22 protein-coding genes are annotated in these 24,249 nt (G+C 67.1%); 8 read left to right on the forward strand and 14 right to left on the reverse strand.

Annotation, left to right across the window (positions count from 1 at the left end):
• Positions 1–3 precede the first annotated feature (3 nt).
• The 4 genes from I5803_RS13080 to I5803_RS13095 all read right to left on the reverse strand — a co-directional run bounded on the left by I5803_RS13080 (position 4) and on the right by I5803_RS13095 (position 3,740).
• Positions 4–225 carry a DUF350 domain-containing protein gene (locus I5803_RS13080; RefSeq protein WP_196986782.1) on the reverse strand — a complete coding sequence of 74 codons (222 nt, stop codon included), beginning with the start codon at positions 223–225 and terminating at the stop codon, positions 4–6.
• 29 nt (positions 226–254) lie between these two features.
• Positions 255–1,754 carry a DUF4178 domain-containing protein gene (locus I5803_RS13085; protein WP_196986783.1) on the reverse strand — a complete coding sequence of 500 codons (1,500 nt, stop codon included), beginning with the start codon at positions 1,752–1,754 and terminating at the stop codon, positions 255–257.
• Positions 1,755–1,760: 6 nt separating this feature from the next.
• Positions 1,761–2,810 (reverse strand): SPFH domain-containing protein, encoded by a 1,050-nt coding sequence (locus I5803_RS13090; protein ID WP_196986784.1) that lies wholly within the window; start codon positions 2,808–2,810, stop codon positions 1,761–1,763.
• 93 nt (positions 2,811–2,903) lie between these two features.
• Positions 2,904–3,740 carry a Crp/Fnr family transcriptional regulator gene (locus tag I5803_RS13095; protein ID WP_231402412.1) on the reverse strand — a complete coding sequence of 279 codons (837 nt, stop codon included), beginning with the start codon at positions 3,738–3,740 and terminating at the stop codon, positions 2,904–2,906.
• A gap of 399 nt (positions 3,741–4,139) precedes the next feature.
• Between I5803_RS13095 and I5803_RS13100 the strand changes: the two genes are divergently transcribed.
• The 3 genes from I5803_RS13100 (at position 4,140) to I5803_RS13110 (ending at position 7,511) form a co-directional block, all read left to right on the forward strand.
• On the forward strand, positions 4,140–6,452 hold the full coding sequence (locus I5803_RS13100) for an NADP-dependent malic enzyme (RefSeq protein WP_196986785.1): 2,313 nt from the start codon (positions 4,140–4,142) through the stop codon (positions 6,450–6,452).
• Between the two features lie 180 nt (positions 6,453–6,632).
• The gene (locus tag I5803_RS13105) at positions 6,633–7,034 is read left to right on the forward strand and encodes a guanyl-specific ribonuclease (RefSeq protein WP_196986786.1); all 402 of its coding nucleotides are present in this window, start codon (positions 6,633–6,635) and stop codon (positions 7,032–7,034) included.
• Positions 7,035–7,082: 48 nt separating this feature from the next.
• Positions 7,083–7,511 (forward strand): barstar family protein, encoded by a 429-nt coding sequence (locus I5803_RS13110; protein WP_196986787.1) that lies wholly within the window; start codon positions 7,083–7,085, stop codon positions 7,509–7,511.
• A 312-nt stretch (positions 7,512–7,823) separates the two neighbouring features.
• On the opposite strand, the gene rsmA is transcribed toward I5803_RS13110, so the two are convergent.
• The 3 genes from rsmA to I5803_RS13125 are packed head-to-tail and all read right to left on the reverse strand — an operon-like array spanning position 7,824 to position 12,394.
• Positions 7,824–8,606: a 16S rRNA (adenine(1518)-N(6)/adenine(1519)-N(6))-dimethyltransferase RsmA gene (gene rsmA / locus I5803_RS13115; RefSeq protein WP_196986788.1), complete on the reverse strand. Its 783-nt coding sequence runs from the start codon at positions 8,604–8,606 to the stop codon at positions 7,824–7,826.
• A gap of 18 nt (positions 8,607–8,624) precedes the next feature.
• Entirely contained in the window at positions 8,625–9,992 is a 1,368-nt protein-coding gene (locus tag I5803_RS13120; protein WP_196986789.1) for a peptidylprolyl isomerase, read from the reverse strand.
• A gap of 23 nt (positions 9,993–10,015) precedes the next feature.
• Positions 10,016–12,394: an LPS-assembly protein LptD gene (locus tag I5803_RS13125; RefSeq protein WP_196986790.1), complete on the reverse strand. Its 2,379-nt coding sequence runs from the start codon at positions 12,392–12,394 to the stop codon at positions 10,016–10,018.
• A gap of 57 nt (positions 12,395–12,451) precedes the next feature.
• On the opposite strand from I5803_RS13125, the gene I5803_RS13130 reads away from it, so the two are divergent.
• Genes I5803_RS13130 through I5803_RS13140 form a run of 3 tightly spaced genes read left to right on the forward strand, consistent with a single transcriptional unit; the run spans position 12,452 to position 15,466 of the window.
• Positions 12,452–13,543, forward strand: a complete 1,092-nt coding sequence (locus I5803_RS13130; RefSeq protein WP_196986791.1) for an aminoglycoside phosphotransferase family protein — start codon at positions 12,452–12,454, stop codon at positions 13,541–13,543.
• Between the two features lie 11 nt (positions 13,544–13,554).
• Entirely contained in the window at positions 13,555–14,262 is a 708-nt protein-coding gene (locus I5803_RS13135) for a 16S rRNA (uracil(1498)-N(3))-methyltransferase (RefSeq protein ID WP_196986792.1), read from the forward strand.
• A gap of 34 nt (positions 14,263–14,296) precedes the next feature.
• The gene (locus I5803_RS13140) at positions 14,297–15,466 is read left to right on the forward strand and encodes an MFS transporter (RefSeq protein WP_196986793.1); all 1,170 of its coding nucleotides are present in this window, start codon (positions 14,297–14,299) and stop codon (positions 15,464–15,466) included.
• Here the strand turns inward: I5803_RS13140 and I5803_RS13145 are convergent.
• Both I5803_RS13145 and I5803_RS13150 read right to left on the reverse strand, forming a co-directional pair.
• Complete coding sequence (locus I5803_RS13145; RefSeq protein ID WP_196986794.1) at positions 15,438–16,289, reverse strand: alpha/beta hydrolase; 852 nt, start codon at positions 16,287–16,289, stop codon at positions 15,438–15,440. The two genes, I5803_RS13140 and I5803_RS13145, sit on opposite strands and share 29 nt — an antisense overlap.
• Positions 16,290–16,394: 105 nt before the next feature.
• Complete coding sequence (locus I5803_RS13150; RefSeq protein WP_196986795.1) at positions 16,395–17,867, reverse strand: M20 family metallopeptidase; 1,473 nt, start codon at positions 17,865–17,867, stop codon at positions 16,395–16,397.
• Between the two features lie 89 nt (positions 17,868–17,956).
• Here I5803_RS13150 and I5803_RS13155 point away from each other — a divergent pair, with 89 nt between their 5' ends.
• Complete coding sequence (locus I5803_RS13155; RefSeq protein WP_196986796.1) at positions 17,957–18,736, forward strand: DUF72 domain-containing protein; 780 nt, start codon at positions 17,957–17,959, stop codon at positions 18,734–18,736.
• Between the two features lie 95 nt (positions 18,737–18,831).
• Entirely contained in the window at positions 18,832–19,023 is a 192-nt protein-coding gene (locus tag I5803_RS13160) for a DUF3606 domain-containing protein (protein WP_196986797.1), read from the forward strand.
• Positions 19,024–19,026: 3 nt separating this feature from the next.
• On the opposite strand, the gene otnI is transcribed toward I5803_RS13160, so the two are convergent.
• The 5 genes from otnI to metX all read right to left on the reverse strand — a co-directional run bounded on the left by otnI (position 19,027) and on the right by metX (position 24,139).
• Positions 19,027–19,839 (reverse strand): 2-oxo-tetronate isomerase, encoded by an 813-nt coding sequence (gene otnI, locus I5803_RS13165; protein ID WP_196986798.1) that lies wholly within the window; start codon positions 19,837–19,839, stop codon positions 19,027–19,029.
• A gap of 3 nt (positions 19,840–19,842) precedes the next feature.
• Positions 19,843–20,856: a D-erythronate dehydrogenase gene (denD, locus tag I5803_RS13170; RefSeq protein ID WP_196986799.1), complete on the reverse strand. Its 1,014-nt coding sequence runs from the start codon at positions 20,854–20,856 to the stop codon at positions 19,843–19,845.
• Between the two features lie 18 nt (positions 20,857–20,874).
• Positions 20,875–22,263 (reverse strand): chromate efflux transporter, encoded by a 1,389-nt coding sequence (gene chrA / locus I5803_RS13175; RefSeq protein ID WP_196986800.1) that lies wholly within the window; start codon positions 22,261–22,263, stop codon positions 20,875–20,877.
• Between the two features lie 176 nt (positions 22,264–22,439).
• Positions 22,440–23,024, reverse strand: a complete 585-nt coding sequence (gene metW / locus I5803_RS13180; protein WP_196986801.1) for a methionine biosynthesis protein MetW — start codon at positions 23,022–23,024, stop codon at positions 22,440–22,442.
• Positions 23,021–24,139 carry a homoserine O-succinyltransferase MetX gene (gene metX, locus I5803_RS13185; protein ID WP_196986802.1) on the reverse strand — a complete coding sequence of 373 codons (1,119 nt, stop codon included), beginning with the start codon at positions 24,137–24,139 and terminating at the stop codon, positions 23,021–23,023. The genes metW and metX overlap by 4 nt, the downstream gene beginning before the upstream one ends.
• Positions 24,140–24,249 lie beyond the last annotated feature (110 nt).

Genomic DNA, 24,249 nt, shown 5'->3' on the forward strand with positions numbered 1-24,249 from the left:
CACCTAGCCGTGCACCGCGGCCGCGACGATGATCGAGATGCCGAGCGACATCGCGCCCACCACGATGCCGAGGGCCACGTTCTGCTTCTCCACGATTTCTTCCCAGAGGTTGTAGGGCGTGATCTTGTCGATGATGACGAAGCTCAGCCAGAACACCACGACGCCGATCAGCGCGTAGAGGATGGAGCCGAAGACGGCTCCGGGTTTCAGCCACTCGATGCCCATGGTGCTCTCCTGAAAGTGAATTGCCCTTGCTACTTGTGGCCGCCGCCACTGGAATACCCGCCGAAGGATCCACCGCCGCTGCGGGCGGAACCCCCGGATGCGAATCCCGATCCGCCGCTGCTCTCGTCGTCCACGCACGCCTTGATGACGAGCAGCAGGATGAGGATGATGACGAACATCACGATGATGGTGCCGCAGCCGATGCCCGAGCCGCCGGTCGGCCCGCTGTCGCGCTTCAGGAGGCCCGCCTTGTCCTCCAGCTTGAATGCCTTGGCGACGGCGTCGCTCGCGATCCGGCTGCCGCTGGACCAGGTCACTTCCTTCGGCGTGCGCTCCATCGACAGCAGCGTGTCGCCCTTGGCGAAGTCCCGGTTGAAGGTTTTCTGGCCACGCTCGACGGGCCAGTAGAACTCGCCGGCGACATAGGTGGTGCTCGCCTCGTAGCTGTACTTCAACGCGTATTTGTTGCCCAGGTAGGTGGCGGACTGCTCCCCGCCCGACAAGGCGGGCGCCCCCGTCGTCGGCTTGACGACGCTCCAGCCCTCTTCGGAATCGACGAGGAAGATGAAGCCGCGCTTGCGGTTGTACAGCAGGTATTCGCCCCATCCGAATTCCTCGTCGTCGCCGGGTTCGTGCCCGACGCGGTGCTGGAAACCGACGACCTGCCACTGCACGCCCTGCAACTGCCCGAGCGAGCCCAGGGCAATGGCCGGCTCCACGGGCGCGGCCTGTTCGGCGTGCCGGAGCTCGCCGCCCAGGCCCGAACTCAGGTCGATGATGCTGTGGCAGGAGCGGCAGGTGATGCTCTTGCTCGTGTCCAGCGCCACCTCGACCGGGGCGCCGCAATTCGGGCATGCGAACTGGCGCGCGCGTTCCTCCTTCGCGGCGTCTTCGCGCAGGCCGGACATCTGCAGCTCGTCGAGCCGCGCCTCGCGGCCGCGCGTGACGAGCGGCGGCGACGTCCCGTAGTCGATGCTGAGCACCTCGCCCGAGGGGCTGCGCAATTCCACCATCGCGAAGGGCTGACCGAGCGGCGGCAGCTTGGGCAGCTCGCCCTGGGCGGAGAGGAGCGTGACCTGCTCGTTCGATGTGACGTTATAGGGACGGCCTTGCACGGCGGTGTTCGCGCCGACGCGAAGCGAGGGGGCCGGCGGCACGTCGCGGCCCATCCCGTCGGGCATGCAGAAGACGTACGAGCCGTTGTCTTCGCCGAGGATCCCGGAGGTCCCGTCGTCGAACACCGCGTTCCACTCGGTCCAGGGCCCGGTCTCGCCGCGGTATTGCAGGCGGCCCACGAGCGTGAAGGCGCGGCCTTCCCAGCGGCCGCCCGCCATGAGCTGCAGGGGGCTGTGGTCGTCGAACACCTCCGCCATCTTCCCGATGCGCGAGAGCGTGTCGCCGCTGCGCACGACGGTGCTGCGGCAGAAGCTGCAGACGGCGTAGGCGGACTGGGCGCTGCGGAATTCGACGGGCGCGCCGCAACCCGGACACGCGGCCCGGTACGCGCGCTGGGGGCCGGTTTCAGCCACCTGCGGCTAGACGAGTTTTTTCAGCAGTTCGGCCTTCTTCGCGTCGAACTCTTCCTGCGTGAGGATGCCCTTGGCCTTCAGCTCGCCGAGTTTTTCCAGCGTGGCCATTACGTCGTCCGGCTTCACGGTCGCGGCCGCCGAAGCCGCCGCTTGCGCCGCCGTGTTGGCGGCGCCGGATTGCAGTCCCTGCTGCAGGTTCTGCGCGAGGACCTGACCCATCGCGATGCCGGCGCCCAGGCCCATCGCATCGCCGGCGACACCGCCGCCGCCCGTTCCCGCGGCTTTCGCCATTTCCGGGATCGCCTGCCCGGTCTGGTACTGCATGAACTTGCCCATGTCGTTGCCGACCATGCCCATGCCGATCTTCTGGTCGAGGATCTTCTGCAGCTCCTCGGGCAGCGACAGGTTCTGCACCGTGACCGCCTCGAGCTTCAGGCCGATCGCCTCGAACGAGGGCTGGATCGCGGCGGACAGCGCATGGGCGAATTCGATCTGGTTGGCGGCGAGGTCCAGGAAGGGCACACCGCTTTGCGCGATCGCGTCCGAGATGTGCTGCAGGAACATGCCGCGCAGCTGCGGCTCGAGTTCCGCCGCGGTGTAGACGTCGCGCGTGCCGGAGATCTTGGTGTGGAACAGCTTGGGGTCGACCATGCTGTATGCGTAATTGCCGAAGGCACGCAGCCGCACCGCGCCGAAATCCTTGTCGCGGATCGTGATCGGCTGCGGCGTGCCCCAGCGCTGGTCGATCTGCTGGCGCGTGCTGAAGAAGTACAGGTCGCTCTTGAAGGGGGACTCGAAGAGTTTGTCCCAGTTCTTCAGGTAAGTGAGGACGGGCATGGTCTGCGTGGTGAGCTTGTACATCCCGGGCCCGAACACGTCCGCGACCTTGCCCTCGTTGACGAACACCGCCATCTGCGATTCGCGCACGGTGAGCGACGCGCCGTACTGGATTTCCATGTCGCGCATCGGGAAGCGCCAGGAGAGCGTGCCGTCGTCGGGCTCGGTCCACTGGAGGATGTCGATGAACTGCTTCTTGATGAAGTCCATGAGGCCCATGGTCCGCTCCTCGGTGTGTAGGTCGGCGGATGATAACGCCGCGACCCGCGCCGGCCGCGAGCGCGGTGACAGGGCGTTTTCAGTCGCGGTGGATCAGGCCGCGGGCGCCAGCGCACCCCAGGCGGGTGCGGGCTGGAGCACCGGCAGCGCGGGGCGCGGTGCCGCGGCACCGTGGCCTTCGGTGCAGTGCACCGGCAGCAGCCGCGCGTACTCGCTCTTGACCGCGTGGTAGCAGCTGCACGCACGCGATTCGAGCGCCTTGCGGTCCTGCACCGCGAACACGCCGCGGCGGCAGGCCACGGAACCTGCCTCGCGCAGGCGACCGGAGGCCTCGGTGACGCCTTCGCGGCGCACGCCCAGCAGGCGCGCGGCGAATTCCTGAGTGAGCGGCACTTCGTGACCGTGAACGCGATCCAGGCTCATGAGGATCAGGCGGGAGAGCTGCTGCTCGATGGAGTGATGGCGGTTGCACACCACCAGCAGGGAAATCTGGGTGATCATGGCCTGCGTGTAGCGCAGGAGATGACGCATGAAGGGGCCGCTGCGCTCGAATTCCTCGACCAGGCGTTCGCGGCTGAGCGCAAGTCCATAGCCCGCGCATTGCACGACACCTCGCGTGGGCATCGCATCGCCGCCCATCACGAGCGGCAGTCCGAGCAGGCCCTCGCGGCCCACCATCGCGACTTGCCCGCTGTCGCCGTCGGGGAGCTGCTGCACCAGCGACACCACGCCGGACAAGGGGAACAGAGCGCGCGCCGGCCCGCTGTGCGGCGTGCCCAGTTCCTGGCCCGCGGCAAGTTCCACCAGGCTGAAGTGAGGCAGCAGGCGTTCGTGGACATCGGGAGGCAGTGCCGCCAGCAGGGAGCTCTGTGCGAGCAGCGTGGCGGGCGCGGCGAGGCGCATGGGTGCGTTGGCGCGGGGGGAAGGCATGCGGGTGACTCTAGCCATGGTCCTGCCGGCTTGCGTAGCCGCGTAACACTTCATCTCGTAGGACGGGGCCTATGCGGCTGCTGCAGAGCCACAACCGAAGTTTCCGGCGAGCCCTGTGACATGGCTCATCGGTATGCGTTCTTCCCGGGCGCGGAAGACTTTCGGCTATTTCGGGATTTCCGGTAAACAAGCTGGCGAAGGTGGATAAAGATGCAACAAAGGAAAAATGCAGAGCCTGCGAACGGCCGAGCTACCTTTGCTTACGCCCACTGGCGTGCGGCATACGCATAAATCCGCACTAGGGTTTTCCCACCCACGAGCCTACAATCGCATGCCCTCAAGAACAGAAGCGCGAGCGCCGCCAGGCCTTAAGCTGCGCTCCAGGAGACACACACCAATATGGCTTCCAACACAGCGGCGAACGCCGACGACAAGCGGACGGAACTTCGCCAGGCAGCGCTCGAGTACCACGAATTTCCGACCCCCGGCAAGATCGCGATCCACGCCACCAAGCAGCTGATCAACCAGCACGACCTCGCGCTGGCCTACTCGCCCGGCGTCGCGGCGCCGTGCGAGGAGATCGTCAAGGACCCCAACAACGCCTTCAAGTACACGTCCCGCGGCAACCTCGTGGCCGTGATCACCAACGGCACTGCGGTGCTCGGCCTGGGCGATATCGGCCCCCTCGCGTCGAAGCCGGTGATGGAAGGCAAGGGCGTCCTCTTCAAGAAGTTCGCCGGCATCGATGTGTTCGACATCGAGATCAACGAGAAGCACGACCTCGACAAGCTCGTCGACATCATCGCGTCGCTCGAGCCCACCTTCGGCGGCATCAACCTTGAGGACATCAAGGCGCCCGACTGCTTCTACGTGGAGCGCAAGCTGCGCGACCGGATGAAGATCCCGGTCTTCCACGACGACCAGCACGGCACCGCCATCTGCGTGGGCGCCGCGATCATCAACGGCCTGAAGGTCGTGGGCAAGGACATCAAGGACGTCAAGCTCGTCACCTCCGGCGCGGGCGCTGCCGCGCTCGCCTGCCTGAACCTCCTGGTCAAGCTGGGCCTGCCGCGCGAAAACATCTTCGCCACCGACCTGGCCGGCGTGGTCTACAAGGGCCGCAAGGAGCTGATGGACGAGGACAAGATCCCGTTCGCGCGCGAGACCACCGCGCGCACGCTCGGCGAGATCATCGAGGGCGCGGACATCTTCCTGGGCCTGTCGGCCGCGGGCGTGCTCAAGCAGGACATGGTCCGCAAGATGGCGCCCAAGCCCATCATCCTCGCGCTGGCGAACCCGAACCCGGAGATCTCTCCGGAGGACGCGAAGGCCGTGCGCCCCGACGCGATCATGGCGACGGGCCGCACCGACTACCCGAACCAGGTCAACAACGTCCTGTGTTTCCCGTACATCTTCCGCGGCGCGCTGGATTCCGGCGCGACGACGATCACGGTGGAAATGGAAATCGCGGCGGTGTATGCCATCGCCGAGCTGGCGCAGGCCGAGCAAAGCGAGGTGGTGGCTGCCGCTTATGCCGGCCAGCAGCTGGCCTTCGGCCCGGAATACCTGATCCCCAAGCCTTTCGACCCACGCCTGATGATGAAGATCGCGCCGGCCGTCGCCAAGGCTGCCGCGGACAGCGGTGTGGCGCTGCGCCCCATCCAGGACATGGACGCGTACCGCGAACGGCTGCAGAGCTTCGTTTATGCCTCGGGCACGGCGATGAAGCCGATCTTCGCCGCCGCCAAGGTCGCTGCGAAGAAACGGGTGGTCTTTTGCGAAGGCGAGGAAGAACGCGTGTTGCGCGCCTGCCAGATCGTCGTCGACGAAGGCATCTCGCGCCCGACCCTCATCGGCCGGCCCGCGATCATCGCGCAGCGGATCGAGAAGTTCGGGCTGCGCCTGAAGGAAGAGCTCGACTACGACATCGTCAACGTCGAGCAGGACCACCGCTACCGCGATTTCTGGCAGACCTACCATCGCATGACGGAACGCAAGGGCGTCACGGCCCAGATGGCGAAGATCGAGATGCGGCGCCGGCTCACGCTGATCGGCGCGATGCTGCTGCACAAGGAACAGGTCGACGGGATGATCTGCGGCACCTGGGGCACGACCGCCATCCACCTGCATTACCTCGACCAGGTGATCGGGCGGCGCGCCGGCGTCTGCACGTATGCGTGCATGAACGGGCTCATGCTCCCCAACCGCCAGGTGTTCCTGGTCGACACCCACGTCAACTACGATCCGACGGCCGTCCAGCTCGCGGAAATCACCATCATGGCGGCCGAGGAAATGATGCGGTTCGGCCTGAAGCCCAAGGCCGCCCTGCTGTCGCATTCCAACTTCGGCTCGAGCAACCAGCCGAGCGCGGTGAAGATGCGCGAAACGCTCGAGCTCCTGCACACGAAGGCGCCGTGGCTCGAAGTCGACGGCGAGATGCACGGCGACGTCGCACTGGACGGCCACGCCCGCGATCTCATCATGCCGCACAGCACCTTGTCGGGCGACGCCAACCTGCTGGTCCTGCCCAACATCGATGCAGCCAATATTTCTTACAACCTGCTCAAGACGGCCGCCGGCGGCAACATCGCGATCGGCCCGGTGCTGCTGGGCGCGGCCAAGCCGGTGCATATCCTCACGGCCAGCACCACGGTGCGCCGGATCGTGAACATGGCGGCCTTGACGGTCGCCGACGCCAACGCGGCGCGATAAGCCTCACCTAGCGAGCAATTACTTACTAGCTTGTCAAGCTGGGCGTACGGAATGGCCTTGGCGGCTGCCCAAAAATTGGGCAGCCGCTTGCCTTTTGGGGCGGGATAAGTCACACTACGCGCTGGAAATTTTCCGGGTTTACCCGGAGTCTTTTGAGGTCCCCCGAAGAAGGTCCGTCCCATGGCGCGCATCGCCGCAGTCAAGTTTGCGCTAACTAGCTTCCTGCTGGCTGCCGCGATGACCGCTCCCCTGGCGCAAGCCAGGTCACAGACAGACCGCCCCGCCTACAGCTCGTCGGCCACCATCCGTGTGGCCGATATGCCGCGGCAGGGCCGGGAGACCTACGAACTGATCCGCCAGGGCGGACCGTTCCCGTACGACAAGGATGGTGTGGTGTTCGGCAACCGGGAGCGCGCGCTGCCAAAGCAAAGGCGCGGCTACTGGCGTGAATACACCGTGACCACCCCTGGATCGCGCGACCGGGGCGCCCGGCGCATCGTGTGCGGAGGCCCGCCCCGGGTCCCCGACGCTTGTTATTACACCGCTGACCACTACGCCAGCTTTCGAAAGATCGTGGAGTGACCCGAAATGAAGCGGGATGAATTTGTGACTATGGAAAGAGACGCGGAGATGGATACACCACTTCGTCGAGATACACCCGAGGCGACGCTCAAGGGCGTTCGGACCAACATCGTGCAATCCATTCGCGCCTTCCGCGTGCAGGAATTGCAGGATGCCGCGCGTTCGCTGGGACAGCACTTCCTGTATGCCAACCTCGCGCAAGCGCAGAGCAAGCAGGACGTCCTGGACCTGATCGCGCAGCAGTTCATGCTGCCCGCGCACTTCGGGAAGAACTTCGATGCCCTGTACGACTGCATGACGGACCCGGTGCATAAATCGGGCCCGCAGCCCGGCTTCATCGTGGTGCTGGAGCAGATTCCCGCCAACGCCAAGTTCGACAAGGAAGCGCGCGAGCAGCTGCTCGACATCTTCCGGGACACGGCCGACTACTGGGCCGACCGGAAGATACCGTTCCGCTGTTTCTATTCTTTTCTGTAGCCCGTTCTGCGCAAAATAGCCAAGCAGAACGGGCGAACGAGGCTCAGGGAACCGAAGCGGTCGCCGCACCGGTTGCCACCACGGAATCGGGCGAGAAGATGCCCACGGACAAGCTGGTCGACGTGTCCCCGTTGGCGCTGCGCATGAGCAGCCCTTTCAACGCGGGGTATTGGCTGGCGGCGGCTTAACCCTAAAAACGCTGCGCGTTTTTAGGGTTGTTGGCCAGGTAAAAAAGCCGGGGGGACCCCGGCTTTTTTTGTTTGGAAGGCGCCCTGCATGTTATTTCGGGCGCGGGTCTTCGGCTGCGCTGTCTTACTCCCTCTCCCTCTGGGAGAGGGTCGGGGTGAGGGCAAGCGCGACGTACTCTTGAACGGGGACTTCCTCTGCTCGCCTTTGCAGGTCGAATTCGCCCTGGAATTTTTTTCCCTCCAGCCACTTCCCCAACGAGTGCCGCAGCAGCTTTCTTCGCATGCTGAAGGCGACCTGCACGATTTCCGAGAGCAGTTTTTCATCGACCTTTGCCGGGGCGGCGAGGGGGACCATGCGCACCACCGCGCTGTCCACCCTCGGCGGCGGGTCGAACGATTCGGGCGGCACGGCCAGGACGTTCTCCATTTCGTAGCGCCACTGCAGCATCACCGAGAGGCGGCCATAGTCGCTCGTCGCAGGGCTCGCCACCATGCGCTCGATCACTTCCTTTTGCAGCATGAAATGCTGGTCCCGCACGCTGTCCACGAACCCGAGCAGGTGAAAGAGGATGGGCGTCGAGATGTTGTAGGGCAGGTTGCCCACCACGCGCAGCTTCGGCGCGCCCATCGAAGCGGCAAGCGCGGCGAAGTCCACTTTCAGCACGTCCGACTCGATCACTTGCAGTTGCGGATGCTCGCGCAGCCTGGCGGCGAGGTCGCGATCCAGCTCGATCACGGCGAGCTTGCCGAGCCGCTCCACCAGGGGCTGCGTCAATGCCGCGAGGCCGGGGCCGATTTCCACCATCGCCTCGCCCGCCTTGGGGGCGATCTCCCGAACGATGGCATCGATGATGCCGCCGTCGGACAGGAAATGCTGCCCGAAGCGCTTGCGGGCGATGTGCTTCATGCGTCCCGCCTGTCCGCGCTATTGCGGAGGCTGGCGAAACTCGACGTACGCGCGCCCGCGAACTTCCTGCGCCCACTGCACGTACGCTTCGTCGAGCTTCTTTTCCTTCACCATGTTGCGCGCGATCTCGCGCTGTTCGCGCTGGGTGAGCGTCGACTGCCTCCGCTCGAGCAGCTGGATCAGGTGGACACCGAAACGCGACACGATCGGGTCGGCGATCTTGCCCGGCGCGAGGCTGTTCATCGCGTCCTCGAACTCCGGCACGAAGAGGCCCGGGCTGGCCCAGCCCAGGTCCCCGCCGTTCGGTGCGCTCGCGTCCTGCGACGACTCACGCGCGAGCTGCGCGAAGTCCGCCTGCCCGGCTTCGATGCGCTTCTTGAAATCCGCCAGCCGGGCGAGTGCCGCGGTCTCGCTCAGTTGCGCACTGGGTCGCAGCAGGATGTGCCGCGCATGGCTTTGCACCACACGCATGCCCGCCACGCCGCCCTGGTGTTTCTCCACCATCTTGATCACATGGAAGCCGGCGCCCGAGCGCACCAGCTCGGCGACGCCGCCTTCAGGCAGCGCCTGCACCGCTTCGAAGAAGAGCGGTGGATAGCGATCGCCCGTGCGCAGGCCGACGATGCCGCCGTTGGTGGCCGCGCCAGGCGCATCCGAGAATTCCGCCGCGAGCTTCGCGAAGTCCTCGCCGGCCCTCGCGCGCTCCAGCACGCGTTGCGCGCGTGCGCGCAGCTGCGCCGCCTGCTGCTCGTTGGCGTTCTCCGGCACGGCGATCAGGATGTGCGCCAGGTTGATCTCCATCGAGGCGGGATCGTTGCTGTTCTTCTGGTTGCGCAGGAATTCGTCGATCTCCAGGTCGCTCACGCGCACGCGGCTTTCGAGTTCGCGTTCGCGCAGGCGCGTGAGCAGCAACTGCTCACGCAAGTCGGCCCGGAACTGCGCGAGCGGGATCCCGTCGGCCGCCAGGCGCTTGCGCAGCTCGGGCACGTCGATCCGGTTCTGCCGCGCCACGTTCTGCTCGGCGAGGTCCACGGCGGCCTCCTCGGCCTTGATGCCGTTCTCGCGCGCAAGCTGCAGTTGCGCCCTCTCGCTGATGAGACGTTCGAGCACCTGGCGCGCGAACTCCGCGCGCGGCGGCACGGGCTGGCCCTGCTGCGCAAGCTGCTGCTCGAAGCGCGCCATGCGATCGCGCACCTCGTTGTTCGTGATCGGCTCGGAGTTGACCACCGCGACGATGTAGTCGGCTTGGCGCGGACCCGTGTCGCGCGCCGCAGGCCGCGCGGCGGTGAACGGCAGGGGACGAAACCCCTGCGCGGCCGCGGGCAGCGCGAGCACGAGGGCCTGCGCGGCAAAAACCAGCCCGAGGGCGGAGGGTCGTAGGTTCATGGTGCTCATGGTGATTGTCGGCCCTAGTCGTAATTGGTGAAACGGCTGGGCGCCGTGACCTGCTCGCGCAGGTACTGGTAGCGGGGGATATTTTCCTTCAGCGTCTGCAGCGCATTGGAGCCCAGTCGCGTAAAGCCCACGAACTCCAGCTGGAAGAGGATGCGCTTGTTGGCGGACGTCGTGCTGCTCTGCAGGCGTTCCACCACGATGCGGCCGAGCCAGCAGCCGGCGTCGTATTCGAGCCCGACGACCGCGTCCACGAGCTTGCGGTCCTGCAGCGAATAGTTCAGGCGTCCCACGCTGTACCAGCGGCCCTCGCCTCCCCCGTTGCCCGCCCCGAGGTCCTGGCCCCTGTCGCCCCACAGGTCGTTGAGCGGCCACTGCCAGCCCACGTCGATCTGCTCGCTCTGGCCGCGCTGGAGGCGGTAGGCCGCGCTGATCACGTGGTAGTTGCCGGGGCTGTAGCGCCCGCCGATCGTCTCGCGTATCGAGCGGCCGGTCTTCGGGTTGTACTGCACGGTGGCGTCGAGGCTCCACTTGGGCGTCCAGTTGATGGTCGCGCCGAAGAGGATGTCGGACAGGCGCTCGCTCACCGGCGCCTCGCCGGGCAGCGTCACGCGCTGGTCCTTGAAGCGCACGCGCTGCGCGACGCCGAAGCGCGCCGCTTCCGCGCCCGTGTCCGGGTCCAGCAGGCGTGTCGTCGCGCCGAGCGTGAGCAGGTTGTTGTCGGAGATCCGGTCGTTGCCGCCGAAGGCGTTTTCCGTGTAGATCGTCGCGAAGTTGAAGTCGTTGGCGGCGGAGTCGTAGTTGGGCAGCAGGCTCTGGTCGCGAAACGGCGTGTACACGTAGAACGCCCGCGGCTCCAGCGTCTGTCGGAAGTTGCGCCCGAAGTAGGTGGCATCGCGCTCGAACACCATGCCGCTGTCCACGCTGAAGGTCGGCACCGTGCGGCTGGCGGTCGTGGCGCCGTTGGCGAGCGGCGCGTCGAAGCCGTATTGCGTCGAGTGCAGCTGCAGCTTCGGGATCACGAACCAGCCCGGCGCCTGCCACGGCCGGCTGATGCGCGCGACCGTGAACGCCCGATGCCCGTTGGGCTGCCCCGTGAGGACCGGGTTGGATTCGAAGCGGGTGTAGTCGGCTTCCAGGTAGGCATCGAGGCCGGCCGGCAGGTTGCTGCTGGTGTAACGCCCGACCACCTGCGGCAGCCGGTCGTACGGCGGCACGATGGGCGCCGTGACGTCCTGCAGTGTCTGCCACTTCAAGGCGCGGGCATTCAGCGTGAAGTCGCCGCGCGACCAGGTGAGCGAACCGTCGTTGGCGAGCAGGCGCTGCGTCAGCGAGGAGGTCGAGCGCGAGAAATCGCGCCAGTAATCATCGTCGCTCACGCGGTTGAGGTTCAGGTTCAGCGTGACCGGGCCGAACGGCAGGCCGGCGCCCAGCAGGCCGTCGTGCTTGACCGCATAGCCCCAGCGGTCGCGGTCGCGCAGCTTGTCGTTCGGCATGAAGTTCGCGCGCAGCTCGCCGGCGTAGTCGCGCTCGAGATAGCGGAATTCGCCGCCGAAGTCGATGCCGCGCTTGGTCATGAGCGCGGGATAGAAGGTGGCGTCGCGGTTGGGTGCGATGTTCCAGTAGTACGGCAGCGTGAGTTCCGCGCCGTTCAGGCTGTCCAGCCCGATGGTGGGGGGCAGCAGGCCCGACTTGCGCTTGTCCGAGAGCGGAAAACTGAGTTCGGGCACCGGCAGGATCGGCAGTCCCATGAAGCTCAGCACCGCGCCGCTCGCCTGGCCGATTTCTTCCTCGTTGTCGATGCGGATGCTCGCGGCGCGCAGGATCCAGTCGGGCATCCAGGCCGGGCCCGGCCGGCGCTGGCAGGTCGTGTAGGTCGCCTTGCGGATGATCGCGCGCTTGTCGTCGATGAAGTCGACACGCTCGGCTTCGCCATAGGCGTTGTTGCGCAGGAACCGGTAGCTCGGCTGGAGGAAAAAGCCTTCGTAGGCATCCACCTTCAGCTCGAGCAGCGGCCCTTCGAAGGTATTGCCGGCACGGTTGATGTGCACATTGCCCCGCGCCTTCGCGAGGTCCTCGGGCTGGTAGTACTCGAGGCGGTCCGCGCGGATCACGGTATCGCCACGACGCAGTTGGGCATTGCCCTCGATCACGGTCTCGAGGTCGGTGCGGCCCGAGGCCTTGTCCCCGGACACGTAGGTCGGCTGCTGGTCGCGCGCCGCGGGGGGCAATGTCTCGGCAAGCATCGGGCTGGGCTTGAGCACGAGGGGCGGCTCGTCCTGCGCCACCGCGCGCGACGCGGCGCCTTGCAGCACGGCGAACGCGACCCAGGCGACGGGCGTCAGGGCAAAGCGGGGGCGCGACGCCCTGGGTTTCAAGTCGTGTCTCGAATGCATGTGGACTGCCAGAAAGTAACTGCTGCCGGCAGGACTGATTTGTAGAATGGATTATCCATGAGCGAACCCCTTGACACGCCCCCTGCGGCGCCTGCCGCCGCCCTGTGGGCCGATCCCGCCCGCGAAGCGGCTTTCCGGGCCTGGCTTGAATCCATCACCGCAGAACACGGACTGCTGCCCGGGACGCTGCGCATCGCTTCGGCGGACGCGAGTTTCCGGCGCTACCTGCGCATCGACACGAGCGAAGGCGACAGCCGCATCGTCATGGACGCGCCGCCGTCGCACGAGGATTGCCGGCCCTTTGTCCACGTGGCGAGGCTGATGGAAGAAGCCGGCCTGAACGTGCCCGCCGTCTTCGCCTGGAACGAGGAAGAAGGTTTCATGCTGCTCGGGGATCTCGGCGACACGACCATGATTTCGCAAGTGGCCGGCGGCGGCGAGGCGCCAGCCCAGGCGCTCTACTTGCGCGCGGTCGATGCACTGGTCGCGTGGCAGTCCGCCTCGCGCCCGCAGGTGCTGCCGCCGTACGACCGCGCGCTGCTTGCGCGGGAGCTCGCCCTGTTTCCCGACTGGTACCTCGAGAAGCATCGCGGCCTGAAGGTCGAGGGCAAGATGCGCGACACGCTGGACAGCACCTTCGCGCTGATCATCGAGCGCAACCTGGCAGCGCCCAGCGTGTTCGTGCACCGCGACTTCATGGCGCGCAACCTGATGGTCCCGCCGGACCCGCAGGAACCGCGGCTGGGCGTGCTCGATTTCCAGGATGCGGTCTACGGACCGATCACCTACGACATCGCGAGCCTGATGCGCGATGCGTTCATCAGCTGGGACGAGGAGTTCGTGCTCGACATCACCGTGCGCTATTGGCAGAAGGCGCAAAAGGCGGGCCTGCCGGTCGATCCGGACTTCGGCGAGTTCTATCGCGGCGTGGAGTGGATGGGCCTGCAGCGCCACCTGAAAGTCGCGGGGATCTTCGCGCGACTGACGCTGCGCGACGGCAAACCCAAGTACCTGAGCGACACGCCGCGGTTCATCGGCTACATCCGCGCCGCCGCGAACCGCTATCGCGAGCTCGGGCCGCTCTTGCGTCTCATCGACGAGGTGGAAGGCACGCAGGCCGCGGCGGCCTATTCCTTCGGCCGCCTCTAGGCCGCTCGCGCATGCCGCGTTTCCATTGCCCTCTCACGCTGGTGGCCGGCAGCTCCGTGGCGCTGCCGCCGGGCGCGGCCCGCCATGTGCAGGTGCTGCGCCTGCAGCCGGGCTCGCCGATCGTCCTCTTCAACGGCGAGGGTGGGGAATTCGACGCCGTGGTGGAGCGCATCGGGCGCAGCGAAGTGAGCGCGCAGCTGGTCTCGCATCGCGCGGTCGAGCGCGAAACCGCGCGGGAGATCCATCTGGCGGTGGGCATGCCCGCCAACGAGCGCATGGACTGGCTGGTCGAAAAAGCCACCGAACTCGGCGCGGCGTCGATCCAGCCGCTCACCACGCAGCGCAGCGTGGTCCGCCTGGACGGCGAGCGCGCGCAAAAGAAGCGGGGCCACTGGCAAGCCGTTGCCGTGGCCGCGTGCGAGCAATGCGGCCGCAACCGCGTGCCCGTGGTCGCCCCGGTCGCCATGCTCGACGCGTGGCTTCGGGAGAGGCCCGCCCCCCAGGCAGGGCTGCTCCTGTCGCTCGATGCGCACGCCCGTCACGTGCGCGATGCGGCCACCGGTGCGGGCGCCGTCGCGTTCCTGAGCGGACCGGAAGGCGGGCTGACTACGCAGGAGGAAGACGCGGCGCGCGCCGCGGGCTTCACGCCAGTTTCGCTGGGGCCCCGCGTCCTGCGGGCGGAAACCGCGGCACTGGCGGCGCTCGCGGTCCTCGCCTGACGGGCGCGCGGCACGCTGGCGCACAATCGCGCGCATGAACCGCAATCTCTGGCTCCTCGCGGCCTGCCAGGGCCTGTTCCTCACCAACAACGTCACGTTCGCCGCCATCAACGGGCTGGTCGGGCTCTCGCTCGCGCCGCTCGGCTGGATGGCGACGCTGCCGCTCATGGGCTATGTGGTCGGCGGCGCGATATCCACGGGCGTGGTCGCCGGCACGCAGCAGCGCCTGGGGCGAAAGCTCTCCTTCCTCACCGGCCTCGCCGTCGCGGCGATCTCCGCGCTCATCTGCGCCTACGCCGCATCGACGCGAAATTTCTGGCTGCTGTGCTTCGGCACGGTCGTCGCGGGCTACTACAACGCCAACGCGGGCCTGTACCGCTTCGCCGCCGCCGAACTCGCGCAGCCGGCGGCGCGCGAGAAGGCCGTGTCCCTCGTCATGGCGGGCGGACTGCTCGGCGCCGTGGTCGGACCGAACCTGGCCGCGCAAACGCGCGACTACTTCGCGGCGCCGTTCGTGGGCGCCTATCTCGCACTTGCCGTCGTAGCGGCGCTGTCGGCAGCGCTCCTGTCCTTCGTGACGTTCACGACACCGCCGCGCAAGGCGCAGGCGGGCCAGGGGCGGCCCCTGTCGCAGATCATGCGGCAACCGATCTTCATCGTGGCGGCCGCCTCGGGCGCCCTGGGCTACGGGGTGATGAACCTGTTGATGGCCTCGACGCCCATCGCCATGCAGCAATGCGCACTGCCTTTTTCCGACATCGCCTTCGTCCTCCAATGGCACGTGATCGGGATGTTCGCACCGGGCTTTTTCACCGGCCACCTGATCAAGCGCTTCGGCGCGCTGCCCGTCATGGGCGTGGGCGTGCTGTTGAACCTGGGCTGCGTGGCCGTGGCCCTGTCAGGGCTGGACGTCGCGCAGTTCACGCTGGCGCTGCTCCTGCTCGGGGTCGGATGGAATTTCCTGTTCACGGGCAGCACCACGCTTTCCCTGTCGGCCTACGGCCCCGACGAGAAGGACCGCGCGCAAGGCGCCCTCAATTTCTTCGTCTTCGCGACGCTCGCGCTCAGTTCGTTCTCATCGGGCGTGCTGGTCACGACCCGCGGGTGGACCTGGCTGAATTACGGTTCGCTGCTGCCGCTGGCGCTGGCGGGCGGTGCGATCGTGTGGCTGCAACTCAGAACCGCTCGTCCAGCCACTGCTTGAGCATCTCGTAGACCGGCTCGGCGTCGAGCTCGTGAAAGATCTCGTGGAACAGCGCCGTGAAGCAGTGCGACCGCACCACGCTGTCCGGCGCGGCCGCCGCGAAGGCGCGGCTGCCTTCCGAATTGACGAGCTTGTCCTGGCCGGCATACATCAGCAGGGTCGGCACCGTCCACTGCGGCGCACGCTCGATCACGCGCGGGCCGCCGTCGGCGATGAAGCGCGCGAGCCGGCCCGAGATGCGGTCGTGCACCCGGGGATCCCTGCGGTACGCGGCCACGACATCCGGGTCGTGCGAGATGAAGTCGGGATCGAGGCCGTTGCCCACCGTGAAGTTCGGCGCCACGCGAGGCAGCGTGGCCAGCAGCAGTTTCTGGAACGAATTCAGGCCGGGGTCGAGTGCGGGCGAAGACAGCACGAGTCCGTCGACCGCTTCCTGCTGCATGGCCACCAGCAGCGCGGTGACCAACCCCCCCATGCTGTGGCCGAAGAGAATGAGCGGCACGCCGGGCTCCATGCGCTTGCGCGTGCTTTGCATGACGTCGGCGAGATCGTCCGTGAAGCGCGTCGGCACCGGCAGCGCGCCGCGCACGCCATCGGATTCGCCATGGCCGTATTGGTCGTACCCGCGCACCGCGAACCCCCAGCCGTTGAGCCGCCTCGCGAGCTGGTCGTAACGGCCGGCGTGTTCCCCCAACCCGTGCACCAGCAGCACGACGCCGCGCAGCCGGAGGCCTTCCGGCAGCGGCCAGTCCTGCAAGGCGAGGTTGTCGCCGTCGCTCGCGGTGAACGTGGAAAGTGTGGTGTCGCTGGCCGCGTGGCTCATCGGTCCGATGATGGCGCGGCCACGCCCGGCGGGCAAGCGGATCGCCCCGAAAAACCTGTGACGTGTGTCGCAGGAATGGCGGGCGGCCCCGGGGGCCGCACCGGGTCAGGGCAACTGCGCGATTACCTCGGCCACGGCGGCCGTGAGCTTCTTGGCGTAGGGGACATGCAGGAACTCGTTGGGCCCGTGCGCGTTGCTCTTGGGGCCCAGCACGCCGCACACCATCATCTGCGCCTTGGGAAAGCCCTCGCTGAGCATGTTCATGAGCGGAATGGTGCCGCCCTGGCCGATGTAGCCGCAAGGCGCGCCGAAATGCGCCTGCGAGGCCTGGTTGAGCGCCTGTTCGAACCACGGCGCGGTGGACGGCGCATTCCAGCCGGTCGCGGCGCTGCCCGGATGGAAGGTCACCTTCGCCTGGTAGGGCGCGTTGTCTTCCAGCAGCGCCTTGAGCTCGCTCACGGCGTGGGCGGCATCGACGAGCGGCGGCAGGCGCAGCGAGAGCTTGAATGCCGTGTAGGGCCGCAGCACGTTGCCGGCGTCCTGCAGCGAGGGGAAGCCTTCGGCCCCGGTGACGGACAGGGTGGGCGTCCAGGTGCGGTTGATCAGCGCCTGCGTCGGGTCGGTGGTGGTCGGCAACGCGAATGCCGTGGAGCCGCCGCAATCGTAGTGCGCCCACGGGAAGCGCTTGTAGACCTCGTCACCCAGGATGGCCGCGGTCGCCCGGGCCTGCGCGAGGCGCTCCGCCGGCACCTCGCAGTGGAAGTCCGCCGGCAGCAGGCGGCCGGTCTTGCTGTCTTCGAGCCGGTCGAGCACCTGCCGCATGATCCGGAAACTCGAGGGCACCAGACCCGACGCGTCGCCCGAGTGCACGCCCTCGGTGAGGATTTCCACCTTCAGGGTGCCGCTCGCCATGCCCCGCAGCGAGGTGGTCAACCAGAGCTGGTCGTAGTTGCCCGCGCCCGAATCGAGGCAGATCACCAGGGACACATCGCCGAGGCGGCCGCGCAGCGCATCCACGTAAGGCATCAGGTCGAAGGAGCCCGACTCCTCGCAGGTTTCGATGAGGCCGACGATGCGCGGATGCGCGACGTTCTGCGCCTTGAGCGCCTGCACCGCCGCGATGCTCGCGTACACCGCGTAGCCGTCATCCGCGCCGCCGCGTCCGTAGAGCTTGCCGTCCTCGTACTTCGGCGTCCAGGGGCCGAGGTCGCCGCGCCAGCCGGTGAACTCCGGCTGCTTGTCCAGGTGGCCGTACATGAGAACGGTCTGCGTCGACGCCGGCTTCGTGGCCTCGACTTCGAAGAAGAGCACCGGCGTGCGCCCCGGCAGCCGGATGACTTCCAGCTTGAGCCCGGCAACCTTCTGCGACTCCACCCATGCGGCGGCGTTGCGCATCACGGTGTCGATGTAGCCGTGCTGAACCCACTCGGGATCGAAGCCGGGCGACTTGGCGGGAATGGCGATGTAGTCGGTGAGCTGGCGAACGATGTCGCGGTCCCACTGTTCGGTGGTGTGCGCGAGCGCCTTGGCGGCGTCCATGGTGCCGGCAGGCATTTCTCGGTGCAGGGGTGCGTTCATGGGAGTCCTTTGCGGGGGCAGCAGGCAATCCGTCACTGTACGCCATCGCGGCTACAGTGGAAGCCCCCTTCGAATGCAAAGAATCCGGCATGGACGACAACGCTGCAACCCTTCGAACCTCACGCATACGCGTCGGCGTGGGCGGCTGGACTTTCGAGCCCTGGCGCGACAACTTCTTTCCCAAGGGACTCGCGCACAGCCGCGAGCTCGGGTATGCGAGCCGGCAACTCACCGCCATCGAGGTCAACGGGACGTACTACAGCACCTTCAAGCCGCCGACCTTCGCCAAGTGGCGGGACGAAACCCCCGAGGGCTTCGTGTTCTCCCTCAAGGCCAACCGTTTCGCGACGAACCGCAAGGCGCTGGCCACCGCCGGTGAATCGATCCAGCGCTTCCTGTCGAGCGGACTCGCCGAGCTGGGCGACAAGCTCGGGCCCATCGTGTGGCAATTCATGCCGACCAAGCAGTTCGATGCGCCAGACTTCGAGGCCTTCCTCGCCCTGCTGCCCGCGAGCGTGGACGGCCTGCCGCTGCGCCATGTGCTGGACGTGCGGCACGAAAGCTTCCTCTCCCCCGAGTTCCTGCCGCTCGCGCGGCGCTACGGATGCACGGCAGTGCACACCGATTCCGAAAAGTTTCCGGCCATCGCCGACGACCAGAGCGAGCTCGCCTACATCCGCCTGATGCGAAGCGAGCCGCAACGCCCCACCGGCTACCCGCCCGAAACGCTCGCGCAATGGGCGCGGGGCGCGCAAGCCTGGACGTCGAAGTCGCCCGCGCGGGAGGTGTTCATCTTCCTGATCAACGGCGCGAAAGAGAGGGCCCCGGCCGCAGCCCTCGAGCTCATCCGCAGGGTAGGCAACGGATGACACTTTGTATTGAAGTCGTCGCTCATGCTTGATGCAACGGGGCGTGTCTAATTTCTCCCAGCTAGTGAAATGACAAGACAGGGAGAACAACGATCATGGCTTACGTTTTTGAAACGCTGCCCGCCGACCGCAGCTTCATCGCGATCGACGATGCGCGGGAAGTGCAATGGTGGAGCAAGCAGTTCGGATGCAACGAGGTGCAGCTGCGCGAAGCCGTGAAGCGCGTGGGCACCACTGCGGCCAACGTCGAGCAGCTGCTCGACGGCAAGGACATCTACATCCTTTGAGCGTCAGGCGCGCCGGCCCCGCAGCCAGCCCAGGCCCTCGCTCGTGCCCCGCGGCTGCGCGCCGCGCGCAGGCCGGTACTCGCAACCCACCCACCCCGACCAGCCGCAATCCTTCGACACCTCATCGATGACGTCGAAGAGGTAGGCGTAGTTCAGCTCTCCGACATCGGGCTCATGGCGCTCGGGCACCCCCGCGACCTGGAAGTGGCCGACGCGACCTGTCGGCAGGTACTGGCGGATCTTGCTCGCCACGTCGCCCTCGACGATCTGGCAGTGGTAGAGGTCCATCTGCACCTGGACGTTGGCCTCGCCGATCTCGGCGACGAGTTCGTGCGCGTGGTCCTGCCGGTTGAGGAAAAAGCGGGGAATGTCGCGCGTGTTGATAGGCTCGATGAGCACATTGACGCCCTGCTTCGCGGCCTCCCGGGCCGCCCAGCGAAGGTTGGACACGTAGGTCGGACGCAGCGCGTCGCGCTCCTGCGCCTGCGGAACCAGGCCCGCCATCACGTGCAGGCGCGAACAGCCGAGTACCTCGGCGTACGCCAGGGCCTTGCCGATGCCGGCGCGGAACTCCGCCTCCCGGCCGGGCAGGCACGCCATGCCCCGCTCGCCCCCGTTCCAGTCGCCGGGCGGGCCGTTGAAGAGCACCTGCTCCAGTCCGTTGCCCTTCAGCCGCGCGGCGAGTTCGCGGGCGTCCCACTCGTAGGGGAAAAGGAACTCGACGGCCCGGAATCCGTCGGCGGCAGCCGCCTGGAAACGGTCGGGAAACGCGAGCTCGGGATAGAGCATCGACAGGTTGGCGGCGAAGCGCGGCATCGCTCAGGCCTTCACCGGCAATTTCACCGCCTGCGGGTTCTCGCGGATGTAGTCGCGCACCACGTCGTCGAAACTGGCATCGGGCTCCAGGCCCAGCGCCTTGGCACGCGCGTACGCGACGTTGCCCGGCCAGGTGCGCACGAGTTTCAGGATCGCTTCGTCCGGTGTCCAGTCGAGCAGGTCGGTCGCCGCCTTGCCCGCGACGCGCTCGAGCGACTTCGCCATCTCCCCGACGGTGATGCGGAACGACGGGAGGTTCAAGCCGAGGAGCGGACCCCATTGCTCATCCGTGACCTGCGCGGCGCGGATGATGCCTTCGACCGTTCGCGCCGGCGACGAGAGCGCGACCAGCGTTTCCGGGGGCACCGGGGCTGCGGCCTTGATCCCTGCCAGCGGCTCGCGGATCATCCCGGACAGAAAGCCGGATGCCGCGCCATTGGGCCGGCCCGGCCGGACGCTCACCGTCATGAGCCGGACGCTTCGGCCGCGTACGAAGCCCTTGCGGGTGAAGTCGGCGACCATCTGCTCGCCGATGTATTTCTGGATGCCGTAGCTCGATTGCGGCGTGGGCAGCGTGCGGTCTTCGATGATCTCCGGCATCGGCTCGTTGGGCAGCTTTCCGAAGACGGCGAGCGAACTCGCGAACACGAAGGTGGGCCGGGTGCCGAGCTTGCGGCAGGCCTGCAGCAAGGCGTGCGTCGCCTCGAAGTTGCTGCGCATGCCGAGGTCGAAGTCCGCTTCGCACTCGCCGCTGACGGCGGCCGCGAGGTGGAACACGACGTCGGTGCCCTTTGCCGGGATGACGCCGCTCGCGATTTGTTCGTTCAGGTCACCGCCCGCGAAGTGCACCCGAGCATCCGACTTCAGGTCGTCCGGCGGCGGCGCCCTGTCCGCGATGACGATGGATTCGATCCTGCGCTGCGTCTCGCCCGCAAGGGACAGGCTGCCCTGGGACAGCAACGTGCGGGCCAGCCGCGCACCCAGAAAACCACTACCGCCGGTGATGAGGATGTTCATCCTTCAAGCATACCGCGCTCACGCGATGCCGGAGAGCCGCAGCGCGAGGCCGGCGAGGGCGCAGCCCGCGATCACCGGGATCACGCCGACCTTGAAACGCAGCAAGGCAACGGCGGCCGCCGCGGCGATGGCGAGCGCCACGGAGTCCACGTGGACCCCCGCGGCTCCTTTGGCGGGAACGATCGCGATGTGCGCCAGGAAGAACACGGCCAGGCTCCCGATCACGCCGACCACCGCCGAGGTGATGCCCGTGAGCGGGGCGGTGAACTTCAGGTTGCCGTGCGTCGCCTCCACCAGCGGGCCGCCCGCGAGGATGAACAGAAAGGACGGCAGGAAGGTGAACCACGTGACCACTGTCGCGGCCAGTGCGGCGCCTGCGAAGAGCATGTCCGGGCCGAGCACCTGCTTTGCCCACCCGCCGACGAAGCCGACGAAAGCCACCACCATGATGAGCGGCCCCGGCGTGGTTTCCCCGAGCGCGAGCCCGTCGATCATCTGCGGCCCCGACAGCCAGTGGAAATGTTCCACTGCGCCCTGGTAAACATACGGCAGGACCGCGTATGCGCCGCCGAAGGTGAGCATCGCGGCCTTGGTGAAGAACCACCCCATCTGGGTGAGCGTGCCGCCCGCGCCCTGCGTCGCCACGAGCGCGCCCATGGGCAACAGCCAGAGGAGCGCCCCGGCCAGCACGACGATCGCAAGGCGGGACTTGCGAAACCGGGCGTGCCCTGGCGTCGGCGTGTGGTCATCGATGATGAAGGCGGCGCCCGGCGCCGCCGCGGCCTTGCTTGCGTGTCCCGCGCCGCCCGCGAACTGCGCCGGGAGGTACCTGCCGCCCCACGCACCCACCGCCGCCGCGCACAGCACGACCCAGGGGAAGGGAATGTCGAGCACTGCGATCGCGATGAAGCTCAGGACCGCGATGGCCCAGAGCAGCGGCACCTTGCGCGGATGCTTCAAGGTGCGGCCGCCGATGCGCCACACCGCCTGCAGCACGATCGCGGCCACGGCAGGCTTGATCCCGTAGAAGAGGGCGGCGACCCACGCCACATCCCCGTGCGCGGCATAGACCCAGCTGAGCCCGATGAGGATGAACAGCGAGGGCAGCACGAACAGGCCGCCGGCGACGATGCCGCCCCAGGTGCGGTGCATCAGCCAGCCGATGTAGGTGGCGAGCTGCTGCGCCTCGGGGCCGGGGAGCAGCATGCAGTAGTTGAGCGCGTGGAGAAAGCGGCGCTCGGAGATCCAGCGCTTCTGCTCGACGAGCTCGCGATGCATGATCGCGATCTGCCCGGCCGGGCCGCCGAAGCTGATGAAACCCAGCTTCGTCCAGAAGCGCAAGGCCTCGCGAAAACTCACCGGCGCCGGTGTTGTGCGCTCGCCGGCGCCCTGTGCTTCGACGGTCATCGTGTCCCACCTGCAGGATGTGGCGAATTCGGGGGGCAATGGAATGCGGATACGGTGTCCACGGTGGAAAACTCCATACGAGAAGTTGCCAGCGCTTGGACGGGACACCGTCTATCCATGAAGGACCGGGAGGCTGAAAGTCCCGTGCCGCCATCGTACCGCAGCGCGGCGAAGTTTCAACCCCGCTCGAACTTGAACACCGCCGTGCCCGCGCGCGCGTTGGGTAGTACGCGTACTTCGCGGCCGTCCTGCAGACCATAGGCATCCAGGATCGTGAGGCGGTTCTTCGTGGCCAGCACCTCGAAGTCCTTGTAGGTGCCCACGCGGATGTTCGGCGTGTCGTACCACTGGTAGGGCAGGCGCCGCGTCACGGGCATGCGCCCGCGCGCGATCGACAGGCGGTTGGGCCAGTGCGCGAAATTCGGGAACGCCACCACGCCGCAGCGGCCGACGCGCGCGGTTTCCACGAGCATCGTTTCCGCGTTGCGCAGGTGCTGCAGCGTGTCGATCTGCAGCACGACGTCGAACGAGGCGTCGTCGAACATCGACAGGCCCTCGTCGAGGTTCAGCTGGATCACGTTGACGCCGCGCTTCACGCACGCGAGCACGTTGTCGTCGGCGATCTCGATGCCGTAGCCGCTGCAGCCGCGCTCGCGCTGCAGCAGGTCCAGCAGTGCGCCGTCGCCGCAGCCGAGGTCGAGCACGCGCGCGCCTTGCGGCACGAGCCGCGCGATGGATTGCATGGTGGCGTGGTCGCTCATGCCGCCTCCCGCGCGATGCGGTTGAAGTAAGAACGCACGACGCCGAGGTAGCGCGCATCCTCCAGCAGGAAGGCATCGTGGCCGTGCGGCGCATCGATCTCGGCGTAGCTCACGTCGCGGCCGTTGTCCAGGAGCGCCTTGACCAGTTCGCGGCTGCGCGCCGGCGCGAAGCGCCAGTCGGTGGTGAAGCTCACCAGCAGGAACTTCGCACGCGCCACCGCGAGCGCCTTCGCGAGGCTCCCGTCGTGGGCGAGGGCCGGGTCGAAATAATCCAGCGCGCGCGTGATGAGCAGGTAGGTGTTGGCGTCGAAGTAGTCGCTGAACTTGTCGCCCTGGTAGCGCAGGTAGCTCTCGATCTGGAATTCGATGTCCTGGGTGGTGTAGCGCACGACGCCCTCGCGCAGCTGGCGCCCGAACTTCTCGTTCATGACGTCGTCGGAGAGGTACGTGATGTGCCCGATCATCCGCGCGATGCGCAGGCCGCGCTTGGGCACGACGCCATGCTCGTAGAAGTGGCCGCCGTGGAAGTCCGGGTCCGTCACGATCGCGCGGCGCGCGACTTCGTTGAAGGCGATGTTCTCGGCCGTGAGGTTCGGAGCGCTCGCCACCACGACCGCGTTGCGCACGCGTTCGGGGTATTGCAGCGTCCAGGACAGGGCCTGCATGCCGCCCAGGCTGCCGCCCATGACGGCGGCCAGCGTGCGGATGCCGAGCCCGTCGAGCAGGCGAGCCTGCGCGTCGACCCAGTCCTCCACCGTGACCACGGGGAAGTCGGCGCCGTAGATCCTTCCCGTCTCGGGGTTGGCATGCATCGGGCCGGTGGAGCCGAAGCAGGAGCCCAGGTTGTTCACGCCGATCACGAAGAAGCGGTCCGTGTCCACGGGCTTGCCCGGCCCGATCATCGTGTCCCACCACCCCTCGGAGTCCGCCTGGCCGGCGTACGTTCCGGCGACGTGGTGCGACGCATTGAGCGCGTGGCAGATGAGCACCGCGTTGCTCTTGTCGGCGTCGAGCGTCCCGTAGGTTTCGTAGGCGAGGGAGTAGCCGCGGATCGAGGCGCCGCTGCGCAGCGGCAGCGGATCGGGAAAGGACATCGATTGCGGCGAAACGATCATGGCAAAAAGAAACCCGGCGTCGCCAAAGAAGCGAGGCCGGGTGCGCCGATCGATCTTTAGCAGAATTTATTGAGCGCCCGCAAGCTGGAGCAAATCGGCGCTGTGGTTCG

This window comes from Caenimonas aquaedulcis, assembly GCF_015831345.1.
GTDB lineage: Bacteria > Pseudomonadota > Gammaproteobacteria > Burkholderiales > Burkholderiaceae_C > Ramlibacter > Ramlibacter aquaedulcis.

Coding starts and splice junctions, on each gene's coding strand:
- I5803_RS13080 (WP_196986782.1), bottom strand. CDS start 225: ATGGGCATCGAGTGGCTGAAACCCGGAGCCGTCTTCGGCTCCATCCTC.
- I5803_RS13090 (WP_196986784.1), bottom strand. CDS start 2,810: ATGGGCCTCATGGACTTCATCAAGAAGCAGTTCATCGACATCCTCCAG.
- I5803_RS13095 (WP_231402412.1), bottom strand. CDS start 3,740: ATGCCTTCCCCCCGCGCCAACGCACCCATGCGCCTCGCCGCGCCCGCC.
- I5803_RS13100 (WP_196986785.1), top strand. CDS start 4,140: ATGGCTTCCAACACAGCGGCGAACGCCGACGACAAGCGGACGGAACTT.
- I5803_RS13105 (WP_196986786.1), top strand. CDS start 6,633: ATGGCGCGCATCGCCGCAGTCAAGTTTGCGCTAACTAGCTTCCTGCTG.
- I5803_RS13110 (WP_196986787.1), top strand. CDS start 7,083: ATGGATACACCACTTCGTCGAGATACACCCGAGGCGACGCTCAAGGGC.
- rsmA (WP_196986788.1), bottom strand. CDS start 8,606: ATGAAGCACATCGCCCGCAAGCGCTTCGGGCAGCATTTCCTGTCCGAC.
- I5803_RS13120 (WP_196986789.1), bottom strand. CDS start 9,992: ATGAACCTACGACCCTCCGCCCTCGGGCTGGTTTTTGCCGCGCAGGCC.
- I5803_RS13125 (WP_196986790.1), bottom strand. CDS start 12,394: ATGCATTCGAGACACGACTTGAAACCCAGGGCGTCGCGCCCCCGCTTT.
- I5803_RS13130 (WP_196986791.1), top strand. CDS start 12,452: ATGAGCGAACCCCTTGACACGCCCCCTGCGGCGCCTGCCGCCGCCCTG.
- I5803_RS13135 (WP_196986792.1), top strand. CDS start 13,555: ATGCCGCGTTTCCATTGCCCTCTCACGCTGGTGGCCGGCAGCTCCGTG.
- I5803_RS13140 (WP_196986793.1), top strand. CDS start 14,297: ATGAACCGCAATCTCTGGCTCCTCGCGGCCTGCCAGGGCCTGTTCCTC.
- I5803_RS13145 (WP_196986794.1), bottom strand. CDS start 16,289: ATGAGCCACGCGGCCAGCGACACCACACTTTCCACGTTCACCGCGAGC.
- I5803_RS13150 (WP_196986795.1), bottom strand. CDS start 17,867: ATGAACGCACCCCTGCACCGAGAAATGCCTGCCGGCACCATGGACGCC.
- I5803_RS13155 (WP_196986796.1), top strand. CDS start 17,957: ATGGACGACAACGCTGCAACCCTTCGAACCTCACGCATACGCGTCGGC.
- I5803_RS13160 (WP_196986797.1), top strand. CDS start 18,832: ATGGCTTACGTTTTTGAAACGCTGCCCGCCGACCGCAGCTTCATCGCG.
- otnI (WP_196986798.1), bottom strand. CDS start 19,839: ATGCCGCGCTTCGCCGCCAACCTGTCGATGCTCTATCCCGAGCTCGCG.
- denD (WP_196986799.1), bottom strand. CDS start 20,856: ATGAACATCCTCATCACCGGCGGTAGTGGTTTTCTGGGTGCGCGGCTG.
- chrA (WP_196986800.1), bottom strand. CDS start 22,263: ATGACCGTCGAAGCACAGGGCGCCGGCGAGCGCACAACACCGGCGCCG.
- metW (WP_196986801.1), bottom strand. CDS start 23,024: ATGAGCGACCACGCCACCATGCAATCCATCGCGCGGCTCGTGCCGCAA.
- metX (WP_196986802.1), bottom strand. CDS start 24,139: ATGATCGTTTCGCCGCAATCGATGTCCTTTCCCGATCCGCTGCCGCTG.